Origin of the sequence: Geomonas limicola (assembly GCF_014193675.1) — a bacterium.
GTDB lineage: Bacteria > Desulfobacterota > Desulfuromonadia > Geobacterales > Geobacteraceae > Geomonas > Geomonas limicola.
The window spans coordinates 620,645-639,187 of the sequence record NZ_BLXZ01000002.1; the positions used below are offsets into that span (position 1 = coordinate 620,645).

13 protein-coding genes, 1 tRNA gene and 1 other RNA gene are annotated in these 18,543 nt (G+C 63.3%); 10 read left to right on the forward strand and 5 right to left on the reverse strand.

The features are described 5' to 3' along the window. The first annotated feature begins 17 nt into the window (after positions 1–17). Positions 18–539: a hypothetical protein gene (locus tag H7688_RS06480; protein ID WP_183360241.1), complete on the forward strand. Its 522-nt coding sequence runs from the start codon at positions 18–20 to the stop codon at positions 537–539. Between the two features lie 168 nt (positions 540–707). Here H7688_RS06480 and H7688_RS06485 read toward each other — a convergent pair whose 3' ends face one another. Next, a complete protein-coding gene (locus H7688_RS06485) occupies positions 708–2,327 on the reverse strand; it encodes a methyl-accepting chemotaxis protein (protein ID WP_183360242.1) in 1,620 nt (539 codons plus the stop codon). Between the two features lie 404 nt (positions 2,328–2,731). Further along, a complete protein-coding gene (locus H7688_RS06490) occupies positions 2,732–3,931 on the reverse strand; it encodes a protoporphyrinogen/coproporphyrinogen oxidase (RefSeq protein ID WP_183360243.1) in 1,200 nt (399 codons plus the stop codon). A 153-nt stretch (positions 3,932–4,084) separates the two neighbouring features. Here H7688_RS06490 and H7688_RS06495 point away from each other — a divergent pair, with 153 nt between their 5' ends. Then, on the forward strand, positions 4,085–5,014 hold the full coding sequence (locus H7688_RS06495; RefSeq protein ID WP_183360244.1) for a DnaJ C-terminal domain-containing protein: 930 nt from the start codon (positions 4,085–4,087) through the stop codon (positions 5,012–5,014). A gap of 172 nt (positions 5,015–5,186) precedes the next feature. On the opposite strand, the gene H7688_RS06500 is transcribed toward H7688_RS06495, so the two are convergent. From H7688_RS06500 to mfd, 3 genes are all read right to left on the reverse strand, one after another. Further along, the gene (locus H7688_RS06500; protein WP_183360245.1) at positions 5,187–6,140 is read right to left on the reverse strand and encodes a peptidylprolyl isomerase; all 954 of its coding nucleotides are present in this window, start codon (positions 6,138–6,140) and stop codon (positions 5,187–5,189) included. An 84-nt stretch (positions 6,141–6,224) separates the two neighbouring features. Continuing rightward, positions 6,225–7,175, reverse strand: coding sequence for a peptidylprolyl isomerase (locus H7688_RS06505; protein WP_183360246.1), 951 nt, complete (start codon positions 7,173–7,175; stop codon positions 6,225–6,227). A gap of 54 nt (positions 7,176–7,229) precedes the next feature. Further along, entirely contained in the window at positions 7,230–10,697 is a 3,468-nt protein-coding gene (mfd, locus tag H7688_RS06510; protein ID WP_183360247.1) for a transcription-repair coupling factor, read from the reverse strand. Between the two features lie 222 nt (positions 10,698–10,919). Here mfd and H7688_RS06515 point away from each other — a divergent pair, with 222 nt between their 5' ends. The 8 genes from H7688_RS06515 to H7688_RS06550 all read left to right on the forward strand — a co-directional run bounded on the left by H7688_RS06515 (position 10,920) and on the right by H7688_RS06550 (position 18,521). Continuing rightward, entirely contained in the window at positions 10,920–11,261 is a 342-nt protein-coding gene (locus H7688_RS06515; RefSeq protein WP_183360248.1) for a hypothetical protein, read from the forward strand. A 120-nt stretch (positions 11,262–11,381) separates the two neighbouring features. Next, positions 11,382–11,472: transfer RNA gene (locus H7688_RS06520), tRNA-Ser, on the forward strand. 33 nt (positions 11,473–11,505) lie between these two features. Then, an RNA gene (gene ffs, locus H7688_RS06525) (signal recognition particle sRNA small type) lies at positions 11,506–11,604 on the forward strand. Between the two features lie 79 nt (positions 11,605–11,683). After that, positions 11,684–13,414, forward strand: coding sequence for a DNA polymerase III subunit gamma/tau (gene dnaX, locus H7688_RS06530; RefSeq protein WP_183360249.1), 1,731 nt, complete (start codon positions 11,684–11,686; stop codon positions 13,412–13,414). A gap of 54 nt (positions 13,415–13,468) precedes the next feature. Continuing rightward, complete coding sequence (locus H7688_RS06535) at positions 13,469–13,783, forward strand: YbaB/EbfC family nucleoid-associated protein (protein ID WP_183360250.1); 315 nt, start codon at positions 13,469–13,471, stop codon at positions 13,781–13,783. 183 nt (positions 13,784–13,966) lie between these two features. Then, complete coding sequence (gene recR, locus H7688_RS06540) at positions 13,967–14,560, forward strand: recombination mediator RecR (protein WP_183360251.1); 594 nt, start codon at positions 13,967–13,969, stop codon at positions 14,558–14,560. An 89-nt stretch (positions 14,561–14,649) separates the two neighbouring features. Continuing rightward, a complete protein-coding gene (gene nifJ, locus H7688_RS06545; RefSeq protein ID WP_183360252.1) occupies positions 14,650–18,222 on the forward strand; it encodes a pyruvate:ferredoxin (flavodoxin) oxidoreductase in 3,573 nt (1,190 codons plus the stop codon). A gap of 98 nt (positions 18,223–18,320) precedes the next feature. After that, positions 18,321–18,521 (forward strand): cold-shock protein, encoded by a 201-nt coding sequence (locus H7688_RS06550; protein ID WP_183353814.1) that lies wholly within the window; start codon positions 18,321–18,323, stop codon positions 18,519–18,521. The last annotated feature ends 22 nt before the right edge of the window (positions 18,522–18,543 follow it).

Sequence of the window (18,543 nt, forward strand, 5' to 3'; positions counted from 1 at the left end):
AACAGGAGGAAGCACACGTGAAGAACAACCTCATCCTCAAGATAGCCCTGGTCCTGGTGCTTCTGGTACTTGCCGCGTGCGGCGGCGGTGGCTCCTCGGCCCCGCCGGCGGGCAAGACCACGGCCACCGTGACCCTGAACCTCACCGGCTCCCTGCCGCAAAACGGCGCCATCGCCGGTGCCACCTGCACCCTGGTCCTGCCGGCCAACGTGACGCCGCAGCTCACCAATGGGCTGCCGACCGGCGTGGTAAGCCTCGCCGGCGTCATGGCCGGGAGCACCATTTCCCCGCTGGTGAGCTACACACCGGCGGGCCAGAACACCCCGGGGAGCCTCGACATCACCATCGCGAGCTCCGCACTCGCCGGGGTGACCCAGGTGGGGAACATCGCCACCGTCACCCTGCAGCTCGCCAACGGCGCCGAGCCGGCGGCGAACGCCTTCTCGGTCACCAACGACCAGGTGGCCGACGCCAACTTAGGCGGCACCGGCGTCATCAACGGCATGGGTGTGGGGATCGCCGGGGTGACCCTGCAGTAGCAGAGCGTAGCGGTAATGAAAAAGGGGAGCTCCCATTCGGGGCTCCCCTTTTTGTGCTTCCCGTGATGAGTCATCACGGTCCGAGTTGGAACCAGCTCAGGCAGATCGCGTGCTCCAGGTTTCCGATCCCCGGTACCACAAGCTCAGCTGAACCCGCTCCCCCACCGCTCATACCGCCAGCTTGAACTGGTGGACGATCCCCTGAAGTGACTCTGCCAACTGGGACAGGTCCGCAGAGGCGGTGGCGGTCTCCTGGGCACCCCTGGTGGTGTCGTCTACCACCGTCGTGATCTGAAGGATGTTGTTGTTGATCTCAGAGGTCGTGGCAGTCTGTTCTTCCACGGCCGTTGCGATCTGATGTATCTGCAGGGCTACTTCTTGTATCTTGGAGAGGATTTCTTCCAGGGCATCTTCGGAGCGTTGAGACGCAGCGGTTCCCTTCTCTACCTCGCCAACCCCCTCCGCCATGGCCGCCACGGCTTCCTTGGTCCCATTTTGTATCGCCTTGATCATGTCACCTGTTTCCCGGGTCGCCCGCGTCGTCCGTTCGGCGAGCGCACGGACCTCGCTTGCCACCACCGCAAAACCGCGCCCCTGGTCACCGGCCCGTGCGGCTTCAATGGCGGCATTGAGAGCCAGGAGGTTGGTCTGGTCGGCGATATCCTCGATCGTTCCGATGATGGTGCCGATCTCGGAGCTTTTTGCCCCGAGCTCTTCCACGGTCCTGGCGGCCTGCTGCACCTTGGTGGCGATTTTAGCCATACCGTCAATGGTTTGCCGGACGACATCGCCGCCGGATTGTGCAGAATCGCTGGCGTGGCTCGCACTCTCGGCGGCCCTTTGACAACTCTGGGTGATGTCTGCTCCGGTCGTGGCCATCTCTTCACTGGCTGTTGCCAAGGTACCCGTTTGGGAAGAGACCTCCTCTGCGCCGGCTGCTATTTGACCTGCGGTACTTTGCAACTGGTTGGCGGCAGTTGCGACTCGTTCGGAGGTGGTGGCTACCTGGGAGATGATGAGGGCGATTTTTTCCAGGAACTGGTTGAACCAGCTGGCCAGCTCCCCGAATTCGTCAGGACGGCTCGCATCGAGTTTCCTGGTAAGGTCTCCCTCTCCGCGGGCCATATCCTGCAACACCTCCATCTGCTTGCGCAGGGGCCCCAACACTGACTGGGTCGTGCTGATCGACAGCGAAATCGAGACCGCCAATCCGAGGAGACCCACCAGGAGACAGGTGATCCTCATGGTGGCCCGGACCTCGTCAAAGGCCTGGTCGGCGTCCTTGGCTTTCTTGTCGATGTACTTGCGGAGCAGGCCCATACTTTCCGCCATCGATTTAACCTGCTTGTCGATCGCGTCGTCGACCTCCCTGATCTCCTTGGTCACTTCCGGCGTCGCCTTTAAAAGCGGTAACATCTTGTTTTCATAGAGGCTCACCACCTCGTCCAGCCCCTTTTTCCCTTCTGCTACCAGCCGGCGTTCTTCCGGGCCTTCAGCGTGCGTTGACATGTTCTCAACGACGCTCTGGTAGGCCTCTTTCTTTGCCTTGGCCCACTCGCTGGCAGAGTTGTTCAAGTCTCGGTTGATTTCAGCGTCCGCAATCACCTGGTACAGCTTTGCTGCCATACCGGCGGCTTCAAGTGCGTCCTCGGCGTGAGCTGCGAGGACCGCTCCCTTGTCCTGCATGTTTCCCAGTTTCCCGGTACCCCAGTAGGCGCTCGCGATCAGTGCCGCCACCACCAGGACCGACGCCAAGGTATTAATCATCATCTTCGTTCTGATAGTCATTTCATTCACCTCGTGTTGAATTTGGAGGTAGAAACGGAGTCAGGTGAGGAGTGCTGCGTGCTCTCTGGACACACCTGCCGATTGCCTGCTTGGTTTGCTGCTGAAACATTTACATGATGTATGCCACCTGGATTATCCTTTTATTTCAAGCTATTACCGTGTGCTCCTCTGGGTCGCTGTGTCCTGGCGGAACAAGGTGTGCCACCAGGGCACAGAGCGCGAAACCGGCAATCAGGTAGTCGAGGCTAAACGAGGGGCGTTACGGGATGGGCGCTGGGGGGGCGGGAAACCGGCAGGGGCGCAGCTGGACAAGGGGGGCTACTGCCAGACGGAAAGTTGTGGACGCAAAAAAAGAGGAGGCCCGTAATGGCCTCCTCTTGGGAACCTGATACTTCTCTGAGACGTCAGCGACCTGCCGTAAGTCGCGCGAATTCCCTCTGGGAGCGGACGATGCAGTCCTCGATGGCCATGCCGGCGAAGTAGTTGCCGGTGACGAAGAGCTTCTGCCCGGCGATGGAGCGGTCCAGATCGGCGGTCAGCTGGTGGTGACCAAGGACGGGGGAGGGGAGGTTGCTCACCCGCTCGAAGGGCTGCTCCAGGTCCTCGACCCGCACCTTGAGCACCTTGGCGATCCGCTTCAGCTTCGCCTCGAGGGAGAGCCGCCCGACTTTGAAGTGGAAGCTGAAACCGCGCAGGGTGGGGTGCGCCACGGTGTCACGGGAAACGGCGGAGTAGAAGTCATCCTCGATGGGGATGATGCCGGCCAGAAGCGGGACGCTGAGTTTGCTCTTCTCGACGGCCACGCCAACCGACTCGATGGTCTCGGACTTGATCTGGGCCAAAAGGTCGGTGAGCTCGGGGGCGAAACCGCCGCACAGACGCGCTCCCTCGGAAGGGGGGAGGGCCAGGACCAGCTTGTCGCACGTAAAGCAGCGGCCGTCGGCAAGTTCCAGGGTGTAGCCGGCGTCGTCCTGGGCGATGCGCCGCACCTGGGCCCCGGTCGCCAGGGTAAGCCCGGACATCTTACCGAGCCTGTCGGTCACGCTGGAGAGGCCGGACTTGAAGGTGTAGCTCTTGATGATGTCTTTCCTGCGCGGCCGCTTGTTGAAGAGCATGTCCGCGGGGAAGTCGTTGGCCCGCTGGGAGAGCACCGCGTTGAAGGCGGGGGCGAACACCTTGCGGTAGTTGCCGCGCCCGACGATGCCGCCGTAGTAGGACTCGACGGACTCGCCCTCCTTCTTGGCGGTGAAGAGGTGCCATCCCGATAGGGCCAGCTCGAAAAAGGAGAGCTGCGAGGGGATCGACTTGATCTCGTCGCCCACCAGCATCTTGAAGCCGACCTTCTCGCGCGGCTGGAGGCTGTCCAGCATCCCGTGGCGCTCCAAAAGCCCGATCAACCCGCCATAGGAGTTGTAGCAGGTGTGGGCGCCCAGCTCCAGCCAGAACCCCTCAGCCGTGCCGGTGAACTGGTGCGAGTGGAAGCAACCCCCCACCCGTTCGCTCTTTTCGATGACGAGCGTCTTGAGACCGGCCTGAACCGCGTAACTGGCGAAGCTTAACCCGCTGATTCCTGCACCTATGACAATTACCTCGAATTGCTCCATGTGGCAGCTCCTGGTCGGCTAAGTATGAGTTAACAACGGGATATATAAGCTGCGACCACTCATGATGTCAAGCTTACAGTGGTTGACAAGGGCCCGGCAGGTGTTTACATTCAGGGGAGCTGAAGGTCACCGTATCCGGAAAGGAAGTAAAGCATGGCACAAAGGGATTACTACGAGGTACTGGGAGTCAAGAAGGGGGCCTCGATCGAGGAGCTGAAGAGGGCCTACCGCAAGCTCGCCGTCAAGTACCATCCCGATAAGAACCCGGGAGACAAGCAGGCCGAGGAGCGCTTCAAGGAGATCAACGAGGCGTACGCGGTACTCTCGGACCCGAAGAAGAAGGAGCAGTACGACCAGTTCGGTTCCACGAACTTCCACGAGCGCTTCTCGCAGGAGGACATCTTCCGCGGCTTCGACGTCGGCGATATGTTCAAGGACCAGGGGTTTGGTTCCGACGACATCTTCTCGCGCCTCTTCGGCGACGCCATGCGGCGCCAGCGCGGCGCCCGGCAGGGCGGCGGTCCCCGCCACGGCGGCATGGGTGGTATGGGCGGCATGGGGGTGAAGGGGGACGACTACAACATGGAGGTCAGCGTCACCTTCCGCGACGCCTACGACGGGGCCGAGAAGCGGATCGCCTACCTGCGCGACGGGGTGCGCGAGGAACTCTCGGTCAAGGTCCCGGCGGGGATCGAGGATGGCGCCAAACTGAGGGTGGCCGGGAAGGGGGGCGCCGGCAGGATGGGGGGTGCCGCAGGCGACATCTACCTCACCGTGAAGGTGGGGGCGGACCCGCACTTCCAGCGCGAGGGGGACGACATCGTGGCCCCTCTGGATGTGAAGTTTTCCGAGGCGGTGTTGGGGGGCGCGGTCGAGGTGCCGACCATGCAGGGGACCAAGCGTATCAAGATCCCGGCAGGCATCCAGTCGGGGACCAAGGTGCGCCTCAAGGGGCTCGGCTTCCACCCGATGGGGAAAAAGGAGCGCGGCGACATGTACGTGAGGATCGGCGTGCAGGTCCCGGAACGTCTCAGCGCCCGGCAGCGTGAACTGATGGAGGAACTGGCTAAAGAGGGGCTGTAGCGAGAGCGTCGCGGGATCCTTGGGTACGCGATAGCTGCGAACGAAAGAAAAAAAGGGGGCGAAGACTTTAAGGTCTTCGCCCCCTTTTGCGTTGTTTTATCTCCCTCTCCCATGGCGGTGGAGGGAGATGGAATCGAGCTCGGAAAGGTTGAAACAGCGCCCCTTCGGCCCCTTACTGCCTGATATCCACAGCCACCGAGGTGCGCAGGTCCTTCAGCCACTGGGTGAAACGCTCGTCGGCCTTCTTCTTGAAGAGGAGCTCCTCGATGTCGTTCTTCACCTCGGCCAGCGGCTTGGCCTGACCGAGCCCCTTCTCCTCCAGCTTGATGATGTGCAGACCGGCCTGGCTCATGACCAGGTTGCTCACCTCGCCGGGCTTCATGGCGGCGACGGTGTCGCCGATCTCGGCGAGCATGTCGGAACGCTTGAAGGTCCCCAGATCGCCACCGTCCTTGGCGGCCGCCGGGTCGTCGGAATACTTCTTGGCGAGCTCGACGAAATTCTTGCCGGCCTGCGCCTCCTTGAGCACCTCGTTGGCGTGGGCTTCAACCTTGGCCAGTTCGGCCGCCCCACCTTTCTTGTCCACCTTGAAGAAGATGTGCCGGGCCCGGAACTGCTCGATGGCGCCGTAGCGCGCCAGGTTCGCGTTGTAGTAGTCCTGGACCTCCTGATCGCCCACCTGGATCTTGGAGCGCACCTCCTGGCTCATCAGCCGCAGCCGCTCCAACTGCTCCCTCAACTGGCGCCGGTACTCGTCGAAGCTGAGCCCCTGGGCCGCCAGGGCCTGGACCAGCTGCTCCTGGGTCATGCGGTTTTGCTTCTTGACGTCCTCGATGGCTGCCTTCACCTCGTCGTCAAGCACCTTGACGTCCAACTCGCGCACCTTCTGGTCGATGAGTTTCTTGTCGATCAGCCGGTTCAGCGCGGCGGTCCTGAGTCCCATCTTCTCTGAGGCCGGGAGCTGTTGCTGTTCTTTCTGCAACTGCTGGTACTCCCGGTCCAGCTCGTGGGTGGTGATCAGCTCATCGTTGACGACGGCAGCGATGCTGTCGATGACCTGCGCGGGGGCCAGGGCGGGGGTGAGCGCCAGGGCGAGGGCGATGATGCCGGTGCGGATCTTTACCATGTCGTTCTCTCGTACTGCGGGTAAAAAGGCGGCCGGACACAGCGGCCCGGCCGCTACTTAAGTCGAAGGGAAGCTGCCGAGGAATTACTTCTTGGCCGGCTGGGCGGCCGGAGCTGCCTCGGTCTTGCCGGCGGCCGGCTCAGCCTTGGCCTCGTCGCCCCCCTTGGCCTTCAGACCTTTCAGGGCGTCTTCCTTGACGTTGATCTTGGCGCCCTTCTTGAGATCTTCCTTGATCTTCTTGAAGCTTGCCTGCTGTTTCTCGGGAGCGAGCGCCGCCTTGAGCTGATCCTTCACCTCGTCGAAGGTGCGGGTCCCTGCCGGGCGCTTGCCGGTCACCTTGATGATGTGGTAGCCGAACTTGGTCTGCACGATGCCGGAGGTGGTCCCTTCCTTGAGCGAGAAGGCGGCCTTCTCGAAGTCCGGCAGCATGGAACCCTTCCCGAACCAGCCCAGATCGCCACCTTTGGCTGCGGCGCCGTCGATGGAGTGCTTCTTGGCCAGCTCCTCGAAGTTACCGCCGGCCTTGAGCTGCTTCTCGATGTCCTTGGCCTCGGCCTCGGTCTTCACCAGGATGTGGCTCGCATGGATCTGCTCGCCGGTCTTGAACTTGTCGAGGTTCTTGTCGTAGAAGGCCTTCAGCTCGGAGTCGGGGATGTTGGCCGAGTCCTCGACCTTCTTCTTCAGGAACGCCTCGACGATGACGCGCTTTTTCAGGTCCTCGAGCTTGGCCGCTACCTCCGGGGACTTGTCGAGCCCTTCCTTCTGGGCCTCCTGCATGATCAGCTCACGCACCACCATGGTGTCGAGCATCTCCTTGCGCCCGTCCGGGGTCTCGGTCATCGGCTTGAGGTAGGGAGGAAGGTTCTCCTGCTCCTTGTAGAACTCCTTGTCGGTGATGGGGGTGCCGTTTACCTCGGCGAGCACCACGCCGCTTTTGTCTTCTTTTTTCGCCTCGCTGGTCGCCTGCTGCTTGCAGCCGGCAGCTGCCACGCTGAGGGCAAGGGCCAGAAAAATGGCTGATTTTTTGAAGTACACAGTGACTCCTTTTTAATAATTTAAGTATCTTCCAATCCTGGTGACGCTAGCATATCAGAATAGGCATTTCAAGAGATTTCTGGCTTCGCGCAGCACCCCGTCGAAGGAGGTGTCGCTGATCCGGGCGTAGAGCCGGTAGTCGGGAGTAAAGCGGAATTTTCCCTTCTCTTTGCGCAAAAGTCCCGTGATGGCGTCCGGCGAGACCGGTGTTCTTTCGTGGAAGGAGAGCACCAGGTCGTTGCCGGCCAGCTCGATCTCCTTGACCAGGAACCCCTTGAGGAGTACCCGCAGGCGCATTACCTCGAGGAGGTAGACGGCCGCCACCGGGAGCTGCCCGAAACGGTCCACCAGCTCGGCGCGGATGTCCTCGATCTCGGCCTCGTCGGCGGGCTGGGTGAGCTTCTTGTAGATGAGCAGGCGCTGGTTGGGGTCCCGGACGTACTCCTCGGGGATGAAGGCCGGCACCTTCAGCTTGATCTCCGGCTCGACCCGCTCGGGGAGCGCCTCCCCCTTCAGGGTGCGCACCGCCTCGTCCAGAAGCTCGGTGTAGAGCTCGAAGCCGACCGCGGCGATGTCGCCGGACTGGCGCGCCCCCAGAAGGTCGCCGGCGCCGCGGATCTCCATGTCGTGGGTGGCGATGCGGAAGCCGGCGCCGAGTTCGGTGATGTCCTGGATGATCTTCAGGCGTTCCCGGGCGTCGGAGGAGATGGCCCCCTCCCCGGGGATCAGCAGGTAGGCGTAGGCGCGGCTCTTGGAGCGCCCGACCCGGCCCCTGAGCTGGTAGAGCTGGGAGAGGCCGAAGGTGTCGGCGCGGTTCACGATGAGGGTGTTCGCGTTGGGGATGTCCAGGCCGCTTTCGATGATGGTGGTGCAGAGAAGCAGGTTCGCCTCGCCGTGCATGAAGGAGAGCATCACCTTCTCGAGCTCCTTCTCGGCCATCTGGCCGTGACCCACCACGATGCGCGCCTCGGGGACGATGCGCCTGAGCTCCTCGGCCATGGCGCCGATGCTCTGCACCCGGTTGTGCACGAAGAAGACCTGGCCACCGCGCCTCAGTTCCCGTAAGACCGCCTCGCGGATCAGCTCGTCCGAGGAGCGCGACACGAAGGTCTTGATGGCGAGCCTATCCACCGGCGGGGTGTCGATGATGGAGAGGTCCCGGATCCCCATGAGCGACATGTAGAGGGTGCGCGGGATCGGGGTCGCGGTGAGGGTGAGGATGTCCACCACGGCGCGGAACTGCTTGAGGCGCTCCTTGTGGGTCACCCCGAAGCGCTGCTCCTCGTCCACGATCAAAAGCCCCAGGTCCTTGAAGACCACGTCCTTTTGCAGCAGGCGATGGGTGCCGATGATGATGTCCACCTCGCCCCTCTTGACCGCCTCGAGGATCTGCTTCTGCTCCTGGGGGGTCCTAAAGCGCGAGATCATCTCCACCCGCACCGGGTAGTCCTTCACGCGGGCCGAAAAGCTCTCGTAGTGCTGCTGGGCGAGCACGGTGGTGGGGACCAGCACGGCCACCTGCTTGTTGTCCAGGGCCGCCTTGAAGGCGGCGCGCATGGCGACCTCGGTCTTGCCGTACCCCACGTCGCCGCAGACCAGCCGGTCCATGGGGCGCGGGCTCTCCATGTCGGCGATCACCTGGTCGATGGCGGCGGCCTGGTCCGGGGTCTCCTCGAAGGCGAAGGCCGCCTCGAACTCGTGGTACATCTCGTCGGCGGGGGAGTAGCGGTACCCCTCCATCACCTCGCGGGCCGCGTGGACCTTCAAAAGCTCCGCGGCCATCTCCTCGATCTCGCTCTTCGCCTTTGCCTTTGCCTTTTCCCAGCCGGCGCCACCCAGCTTGTCCAGGCGCGGCTCGACCCCCTCGGCCCCGACGTAGCGCTGCACCAGGTTGATGCGGTCCACCGGGAGGTAGAGCTTGTCTCCGCCGGCGTACTCGAGGAGCAGGAAGTCCCCCTCGAGACCGGTGAGGCTTAGGTGCTCGAGCCCCCGGTAGATGGCGACCCCGAAGTCGATGTGCACCATGTGGTCGCCGGGTTTCAGTTCGGCGAGCGAGGTGAGAAGCTGCTTCTTGCGGGCCTCGGAGAGGCCGCGGCGCTTGACGCGTTTGCCGAAGATCTCCTCCTCGGCGATGACCACGAGCTTGTCCGCCTCAAGACGGAAGCCGCGCGAGATCTCTCCGACCAGGATCTCCACGCGTCCTGGGGGGATCTGGGCCGCCTGCGGGAAACGGGACTCGGAGATCTCGATGGGGAGCCGGTAGTGGGAGAAGAGCTCGTAGAGACGGCGGGCCTGGCCGGCCTGGTGGCAGGGGACCAGCACGCGGTTCCCGGCGGCGATCCAGTGCACCATCCGGTCGGCCAGGGGTGCCAGTACGCGCTCCCCTTCGCCGCCCAGTTCCAGCTTCAGGTCGGCGTTGTCCTGGAACTCCAGGCGCAGCCGGGTGCCGGGAGCGTCGGAGAGGTCGAGCTGCGGCAGGTTCAGGCGCCGGCCGCCGGCCACCAGCTCCTCGAGCTTTTCCCGGGAAAGGTAGAGCTCGGCCGGGTCGCAGACGATGGCGTCGCGCAGCTCGGCTCGGGTGAAGGCGAGGGCCAGGTCCGCTTCGCAGCGCTCGGTCTCTGCCTCAAGGGCCGCGGGGTCGACCAATACCCGGACGGCGTCGGGTCCCAGGTAGTCGAAGACCGTCTCCAGCCCCGGGTGGAAGAGTGGCTGCAGGAAGTCGATCCCCGGCGGGTAGATGGCGTGTTGCAGCTGTTCCAGAAGCTCGCGGCGCCGGTCCGCCCCGATCCCCAGGTGGTCGCAGCGCCTCTTCAGGCGCGGGGCGAACTCCTTCAGGACCGCCTCGGAGAGGATCACCTCACGCGAGGGGACCAGCACCAGCTCCTCGATCGGTTCCAGCGAGCGCTGGGTCACCGGGTCGAAGCTGCGCATGGTCTCCACCTGGTCGCCGAAGAACTCGATGCGCACCGGGCGGGGGAGGTCGGGGGGGAAGATGTCCAGGATGCCGCCGCGCACCGAGAAGCTGCCGCGGTCCTCGACGATCGGGACGTGGGCGTACCCGAGCTGCACCAGTTTGGCCACCAAGGGCTCGCGCTCGAGCTCGGCCCCCACCACCAGGTACTGGCAGACCTCGCCCAGGACCTCCCGGGGGAGCACGCGCTGCAGGGCGCTCGCCAGCGGCAGGACCAGGACCTTGACCCGGCCGTCCAGAAGGGCGAGGAGCGCCTTCAAGCGCTCGCCGACGATCTCCTGGTGCGGCGAGGCCGCCTCGAAGGGGGTGATGTCCCAGCCCGGGAAGGGGAGGATCTCCTCGGGGCGCGCGGCGAAGTAGCAAAGCTCCTTCGTAAGCTCGTCGGCGGCGTCCTGGTCCGGCGTCAGCACCACGAGCGGCGTAGAGAGCCGGGAGGAAAGCCGCGACACCAGGTAGGCCGGGGCCGAGCCTTTCAGTCCGGTCAGGCTCAGGTTGGCGTCGCCCGGTTCGAGCTGTCGGATTATTTCGTTGAGGTAATCGGAGGTTGGCATGGTCCTGTGCTGGCTGGCTCGGCCCCGCCGGGGGCGGGGGGAAGGGTAAACAACATTGCTGGAGCATAGCAAAAACGGGGCCGATTATCCAGCGCAATGGGGGGTGGATCAGGTCGCCGTGAAAAAATTATTTTTATAAAGTAACCGGGGGGCGTGCCGAATAGATTTCCATACTGTGCAATGGCCTGCGGCTTCGTGCCGCTAAAGGATAGGGTGAGTTTGATGCGCAACGACGATACCATACAATCGGATGTCCTAAGCTACTTCACCTCCGAGTTTCGCGCTCTCGAGGAGCGCCTGAAATCGGGGGGGCTGGACGACTATCGCGAGAGGGTGCTGATGAGCCAGAAGATCAGCGAGGCGGTGCACCTGCTCTCCCCCTACGTGCGGAGCGACCCGCGCGCCCGGCACCTGGTGCGCACCGCCGAGAGCCTGAAGAAAAACCTCCTTTCGGTGCGCGAGATCATCGTGAAGCAGCTCTTGCAGCAAAAGGAGCAGCAGACCCTGCTGCAGGCCATCATCGCCCGCAAGAAGACCACGCGCCAGATGGATGGGCCGTGCTGAACAGCGCCGTCCCCCGGTACGCCAAGCCTTGGGGACGGCTGGTTCCCCCGGCTCATTTCCCCATCTCTTAAGAAATCACTTTACAATTACGACCGGCTATATTATAAACGTCCTTCTCGTGGAGAGATGTCCGAGTGGTTGAAGGAGCACGCCTGGAAAGCGTGTGTACGTTAATAGCGTACCGAGGGTTCGAATCCCTCTCTCTCCGCCATACTTAAATTATTTCCTTGCGGATAGACCTGATAGCTGGGTCCCGCGCAACGGAAGGTTATGAACTCCGTCAGGTCCGGAAGGAAGCAGCGGCAGTAACCGCCCCCGTGTGCCGCGGGGTAGCCCAGCTATCAGCTCTTTCCGCAATCCCCCTTTAGTCGTTCCCTCCCCCCGGCACCTAGTAACCGGCATTTTGCCGCGAGGTAGTCTTCTTGTCCTATCAGGTACTTGCGAGAAAGTGGCGGCCCCAGACCTTCACCGACCTGGTGGGGCAGGAGCACGTCAGCCAAACCCTGAAAAACGCCATCGACGGCGGCCGGGTGGCGCACGCCTTCCTGTTCACCGGGGCCCGCGGCGTCGGCAAGACCAGCTCCGCGCGCATTCTCGCCAAGGCGCTCAACTGCGAGGAGGGACTCTCGGTCGAGCCGTGCAACCACTGCTCGGCGTGCCTCGAGATCACCGAGGGGAACTCGGTCGACGTCTTCGAGATCGACGGCGCCTCCAACACCGGCGTCGACGACATCCGCGAACTACGCGACAACATCAAGTACCTCCCCTCGCGCTCGCGCTACAAGATCTTCATCATCGATGAAGTGCACATGCTCACCACCAACGCCTTCAACGCCCTGTTGAAGACGCTGGAAGAGCCCCCCGCCCACGTCAAGTTCATCTTCGCCACCACCGAACCGCACAAGGTCCCCATCACCATCCTGTCCCGCTGCCAGCGCTTCGACTTCAAGCGGATCGCGTTGCCGCGCATCGTCTCGAGGCTGCGCTACATCGTAGACCAGGAAGGGGTCTCGGTAAGCGATGAGGCGCTCACCATCGTGGCCCGCAAGGGGGATGGCAGCATGCGCGACTCGCTGACCACCCTGGACCAGGTGCTCGCCTTCTGCGGAGAGCAGGTCTCGGACGAGGAGGTTACCGCTCTTCTCGGGGTTGTGGACCGCCGCCTGATCCTGGACGCCGCGCGCGCCGTCTTCGAGCGCGACCTGCGCGGGGTGCTGGAACTGGTGGCCCGGGTGGACAGCTTCGGCTACAACATGCGCCAGTTCTGCCAGGAGCTCATCGACCTGTTCCGCGCGGTGGCGATCATCCAGGCGGTGGGGGATGCCCAGGGGCTTTTGGACCTCTCCGAGGCGGAACTCGCCGAACTGGCCGGCCTCGCCAAGACGCAGAACCCGGGCGAGTTGCAGCGCCACCTCACCCTGCTTCTGAAGGCGGAAGGGGAGATGGGGCAGGCAAGCTTCCCGCGGCTCGTGCTGGAGATGGCACTCATGAAGATGGCCACCCTGCGCCCGGCAGTACCGGTGCAGGAGCTTTTGCAGCGGATCGCGGCGCTGGAAGGGGGAGCTCCCCCGGCAGCGCGCCCGGCCCAGCTGGCAGCCGCCGAGCGTACCGCAGCGGCTCCCCGGCCCCAGGCACCCGTTGCCCAGGCTGCCCCGTCCGGTGCAGCACCCCGCCCGGCTGCCGCGCCGGCGCCTCAGGCCCCGCGTCCCGCGCCCCAGGCTGCTCCGGCCGGTCCCCCCGTGGGCTCCGGGGACCTCTGGGGGAGCCTGGTGCGCTTCATAAAGGGTAAGAAGCCGATGCTCGGCTCGCTTCTGGAGCAGGTCTACCCGGTCCGTGTGACCCCGCAGAGCCTGGAACTGGGCTGCCTGGCCGGCTCCTACGAGCTGATGCAGGTGCAGGACAACGCCAAGCAGGCCGAGCTGCGCGCCCTGGCCGGCGAGCACTTCGGCGGCAACCCCACCTTGAAGGTGGTGGCGCTGGATGCCGTCCCCAGTAACGCCGCCCCGAGCCTCTCGGAAAAAAAAAGCCTTGAAGACGCCGAACGGGCCGCAACCCTGAGGCGCGAGGCGGAAGAACACCCCCTGGTGACCGCCGCCGTCGAGCTCTTCGACGGCGAGATCGCCGAAGTAACCGAAATCAAGACAAAGCCCTGACGAAAGCCTCACGGCGCTCGTCGGGACAGGTCAGATACTCACGCGGAGGATACGATGTCTAAAGGTTTGGCGCAGATCATGAAGCAGGCTCAGATGATGCAGCAGAAGATGGGTAAACTGCAGGAAGAAGCGGCGGAGAAAACCGCCGAGGCGACCGCAGGCGGCGGTGCCGTAACAGTGGTTGTCAACGGGAAGAACCAGGTGCTCTCCCTGACCATCAAGAAAGAGGCGGTCGATCCGGAGGACGTCGAGATGCTGCAGGATCTCATCCTCAGCGCGGTGAACGAGGCACTGAAAAAAGTGCACCAGGCGATGAGCGAGGAGATGAGCAAGATCACCGGCGGCCTGAACATCCCGGGACTCTTCTAAGAAAAGACCTACAGTTAGGCGCGGATGCCGGCCGGGCGGGACGATCCTTCGATCGGAACATCCCGGACCGTCATCCGCGTTTTGCGTTCAATTTCTGGTGTTTTAATTAATTAACCGATTCTCGGTCAAAAAATTTTTTGGCCAAAATAATCAGTAAAAAAATGTTTTATCCGTGGTGGGAATATGCTACATTTTTCGAACTCGCTGACCCGGCTGGTAGGTGAACTCAAGAAATTACCAGGAGTTGGCGAGAAGAGCGCACTGCGACTGGCGTTTCACCTCCTGAAGCATCCCGACAACATCGACGCCCTGGCCGAGAGCCTCACCCTGGTGCGGGAGCGGGTCAGGTTCTGCTCGGTCTGCTTCGCCATCACCGAGGAGGACCCCTGCTGGATCTGCTCGGGAGAGCGCGACGCCAGCACCCTCTGCGTGGTGGAGGAGCCCCAGGACATCCTGGCCATCGAGAAGAGCCGGGCCTTCCGCGGGCGCTACCACGTGATGCAGGGAGCCCTTTCCCCCTTGAGCGGGGTAACCCCGGCGGAACTGAGGATCGCCGAGCTCATGAAGCGGCTGGAGGGGGGCGAGGTTCGCGAGGTGCTCATCGCCACCAACTTCAGCGTCGAGGGTGAGGCGACCGCACTTTTCTTGACAAAGCTCATCAAGCCGTTATCCATTAGAGTCACCCGGCTGGCCCACGGCATCCCCATCGGCAGCGACCTCGAATACGTAGATGCAGCAACGGTGCAGCGCGCCGTCGAAGGGCGCTCTGAATTGTGAACCGTAATCCACGGCGGAACCGACCCGGAAAACCGACCGCCGTTCAACCGCTTCATTAATCCTAGCCCTATTCTCACAGGAGGAAATCAATGTCCCGCAGAATGGTAACGATCGACGGTAATACTGCCGCAGCACACGTGGCGCACGCCACCAACGAGGTGATCGCCATCTACCCGATCACCCCTTCCTCCGTCATGGGGGAGATCTCGGACGAGAAGAGCGCCCGGGGCGAGAAGAACATCTGGGGAACCGTACCTTTCGTCTCGGAGCTGCAGTCCGAGGGTGGCGCCTCCGGCGCCGTGCACGGTGCGCTGCAGGCCGGTGCCCTTACCACGACCTTTACCGCAAGCCAGGGCTTGCTCCTCATGATCCCGAACATGTTCAAGATCGCCGGCGAATTGACCTCGACGGTGTTCCACATCTCGGCCCGCGCCATCTCGGCCGCAGCGCTGAACATCTTCGGCGACCACTCCGACGTCATGGCGGCCCGCTCCACCGGCTGGGGGATGCTCTGCTCCAACAACGTGCAGGAGGTCATGGACTTCGCCCTGATCGCCCAGGCTGCGACGCTTAGGGCCCGGGTTCCCTTCATGCACTTCTTCGACGGCTTCAGGACCTCCCACGAGGTACAGAAGGTCGAGGAGCTTACCTTCGACGACATGCGCGCCATGCTCACCGACGAGTTGGTGCAGGCGCACCGCGACCGCGCGCTCACCCCGGACCGCCCGGTGATGCGCGGCACCGCCCAGAACCCGGACGTCTACTTCCAGGGTCGCGAGACCGTGAACGCCTTCTACCCGAAGGCGATGACCATCGTCCAGGAGGAGATGGACAAGTTCGCCAAGGTGACCGGCCGCAGCTACAAGCTCGTCGAGTACGTGGGCGCCCCGGACGCGGAGCGCGTGGTCATCGTGATGGGGAGCGCCGCCGACACCTTCCAGGAGACCCTGGAGACCCTGAACAAGAACGGCGAGAAGGTCGGCCTCCTGAAAGTACGCTTGTTCCGTCCCTTCCCGGCGGAAATCCTGGCTGCCGCCATCCCGGCCACGGCCAGGAAGATCGCCGTACTGGACCGCACCAAGGAGCCGGGCTCCCTGGGCGAACCGCTCTACCTCGACGTGCGCACCGCCGTCGGCGAGGCGATGGCCGATGGCACGGTCTCTTTCCCGGGGTACCCGATCATCGTCGGCGGCCGCTTCGGCCTGGGATCCAAGGAGCTCACCCCGGGGATGGCCAAGGGGGTCTACGACAACCTGAAACTCGACAAGCCGAAGAACCACTTCGTGGTCGGTATCGTCGAGGACGTGACCAACTGCTCGCTCCCCTACGACGCCAAGTTCATGAACCCCTCCCCGGGCACCTACTCGGCGATGTTCTACGGCCTCGGTTCCGACGGCACCGTGGGCGCCAACAAGAACTCCATCAAGATCATCGGCGAGCACTCGGACAACAACGTCCAGGCCTACTTCGTGTACGACTCGAAGAAGGCGGGCAGCGTGACCACCTCGCACCTAAGGTTCGGCAAGGGGGAGATCCGCTCCCCGTACCTGATCGACCAGGCGGACTTCGTGGCCTGCCACAACTTCTCCTTCCTGGAGAAGTACGACATGCTGGAGCGCGCCAAGACGGGCGGCACCTTCCTGCTCTGCTCGCCGTTTGACAAGGACTCGGTCTGGGATTCCATGCCGGTCGAGGTGCAGAAAGAAATCATCGCCAAGAAGCTCAAGTTCTACGTGATCGACGCCATCAGGCTCGCCGAGGAACTGGGTCTGGGCGCCCGCATCAACGTGATCATGCAGACCGCCTTCTTCAAGATCTCCGGCATCATGGAGCTGCAGGTCGCCATCGACGCCATCAAGGACGCCATCAAGAAGTCCTACGGCAAGTCCGGCGAGAAGGTCGTCGAGATGAACAACAAGGCGGTGGATGCGGCGCTCGCCAACATCTTCGAGGTTAAGGTGCCGGCCCAGGCCAGCAGCAAGCTGAAGAAGCCGCCGGTCGTCGGTGCCCACGCCCCTGCCTTCGTCCAGGAGGTCACCGCCCCGATCATCGCCGGCTACGGCGACAACCTGCCGGTCTCCAAGATGCCGGCCGACGGCACCTTCCCGACCGCGACCTCGCAGTACGAGAAACGCAACATCGCCGTGGACATCCCGGTCTGGGACGAGGCGCTCTGCATCCAGTGCGGCATCTGCTCGTTCGTCTGCCCGCACGCCACCATCAGGATGAAGGTGTACGAGGGCGACAGCCTCAAGGGTGCGCCGGAGACCTTCAAGTCGGCCGACGCCCGCGGCAACGAGTTCAAGGGGATGAAGTGCACCGTGCAGGTCGCCCCGGAAGACTGCACCGGCTGCGGCGCCTGCGTCTACAACTGCCCGGCGAAGTCCAAGGAAGATCCCAAGCACAAGGCGATCAACATGAAGTTCCAGGCCCCGCTCAGGGCGACCGAGGCGGCCAACTACGACTTCTTCCTGCAGATCCCGGACACCGATCCGAAGCTCTACAAGCGCGACACCCTGAAGGGAAGCCAACTGATCACCCCGCTCTTCGAGTACTCGGGCGCCTGCGCCGGCTGCGGCGAGACCCCGTACTTAAAGCTCATGTCGCAGCTCTTCGGCGACCGCGCCATGATCGCCAACGCGACCGGCTGCACCTCGATCTACGGCGGCAACCTCCCGACCACCCCCTGGTCGCAGAATCAGGATGGCCGCGGCCCGGCCTGGTCCAACTCGCTCTTCGAGGACAACGCCGAGTTCGGCTTCGGCATGCGACTGGCCATCGACAAGTTCAACGAGGCGGCCCGCGAGCTGGTGACCCAGCTGATCGGCTGCTCCTGCAAGTCCTGCGATCCGGTCAAGCCGGTCATGCAGGAGATCCTCGCCGCCGACCAGAAGGACCAGGCGGGCGTCGAGGCGCAGCGCGGGCGCGTGGCGAAGCTGAAAGAGGCGCTGGCTGGCTGCAGTGAGCCGGCCGCCAAGAAGCTCCTCTCCATCGCCGACTACCTGGTGAAGAAGTCGGTCTGGTGCGTGGGCGGCGACGGCTGGGCCTACGACATCGGCTACGGCGGCCTGGACCACGTGATCGCCTCCGGCAAGAACGTGAACCTCCTGGTGCTCGACACCGAGGTGTACTCGAACACCGGCGGCCAAGCCTCCAAGGCTACCCCGATGGGGGCCGTGGCCCAGTTCGCCGCAGGCGGCAAGCCGCAGGCCAAGAAGGACCTGGCGATGATCGCCATGGCCTACGGCAACGTCTACGTGGCGCGCGTGGCGCTCTCCAACCCCGGCCAGGTGGTGAAGGCGTTCCTCGAGGCGGAAGCCTACGACGGACCGTCCCTGATCATCGCCTACAGCCACTGCATCGCCCACGGCATCGACATGGCGAGCGCCGTAGAGGAGGACCGCCGTGCGGTTGCCTCAGGTCACTGGCCGCTCTTGCGCTACAACCCGGAGCTGGCCGAGGCAGGGAAGAACCCGCTGCTGCTCGATTCCAAGGAGCCGACCATCACGCTCGAGGAGTACGCCTACGGCGAGAACCGCTACCGGGTGCTCAAGAAGAACAACCCGGAGGCCGCGGCGGCCCTCATGGCGCGCTCCAGCGAGCTCACCACCCGTCGCTTCGACCTCTACAAGCGGATGGCCGAGATGGAGTTCGGCAAATAGCTTGACACCATTAGGACGTAAAGCCTAAGATCTTAACAGTGGCGGGGAGATCGTCCCCGCCCGATTTTCAACCAGAAGTTAGTAAGGAGAATGCAGGAATGGCACAAGGCGTAGTGAAGTGGTTCAACGACAGCAAAGGTTTTGGTTTTATCGAACAGGACAACGGTGATGATGTCTTCGTGCATTTCTCCGCTATCCAGGGTGATGGGTTTAAGTCCCTGGCGGAAGGCGACCAGGTTTCCTTCGACGTTCAGAAGGGGCCGAAAGGTCTGCAGGCCGCAAACGTGGTGAAAATCTAGTAACTGACGACAACGGCTGACA

Coding starts and splice junctions, on each gene's coding strand:
- mfd (WP_183360247.1), bottom strand. CDS start 10,697: ATGCCAACCTCCGATTACCTCAACGAAATAATCCGACAGCTCGAACCG.
- H7688_RS06495 (WP_183360244.1), top strand. CDS start 4,085: ATGGCACAAAGGGATTACTACGAGGTACTGGGAGTCAAGAAGGGGGCC.
- H7688_RS06535 (WP_183360250.1), top strand. CDS start 13,469: ATGTCTAAAGGTTTGGCGCAGATCATGAAGCAGGCTCAGATGATGCAG.
- H7688_RS06500 (WP_183360245.1), bottom strand. CDS start 6,140: ATGGTAAAGATCCGCACCGGCATCATCGCCCTCGCCCTGGCGCTCACC.
- H7688_RS06515 (WP_183360248.1), top strand. CDS start 10,920: ATGCGCAACGACGATACCATACAATCGGATGTCCTAAGCTACTTCACC.
- H7688_RS06485 (WP_183360242.1), bottom strand. CDS start 2,327: ATGACTATCAGAACGAAGATGATGATTAATACCTTGGCGTCGGTCCTG.
- H7688_RS06550 (WP_183353814.1), top strand. CDS start 18,321: ATGGCACAAGGCGTAGTGAAGTGGTTCAACGACAGCAAAGGTTTTGGT.
- recR (WP_183360251.1), top strand. CDS start 13,967: ATGCTACATTTTTCGAACTCGCTGACCCGGCTGGTAGGTGAACTCAAG.
- nifJ (WP_183360252.1), top strand. CDS start 14,650: ATGTCCCGCAGAATGGTAACGATCGACGGTAATACTGCCGCAGCACAC.
- H7688_RS06490 (WP_183360243.1), bottom strand. CDS start 3,931: ATGGAGCAATTCGAGGTAATTGTCATAGGTGCAGGAATCAGCGGGTTA.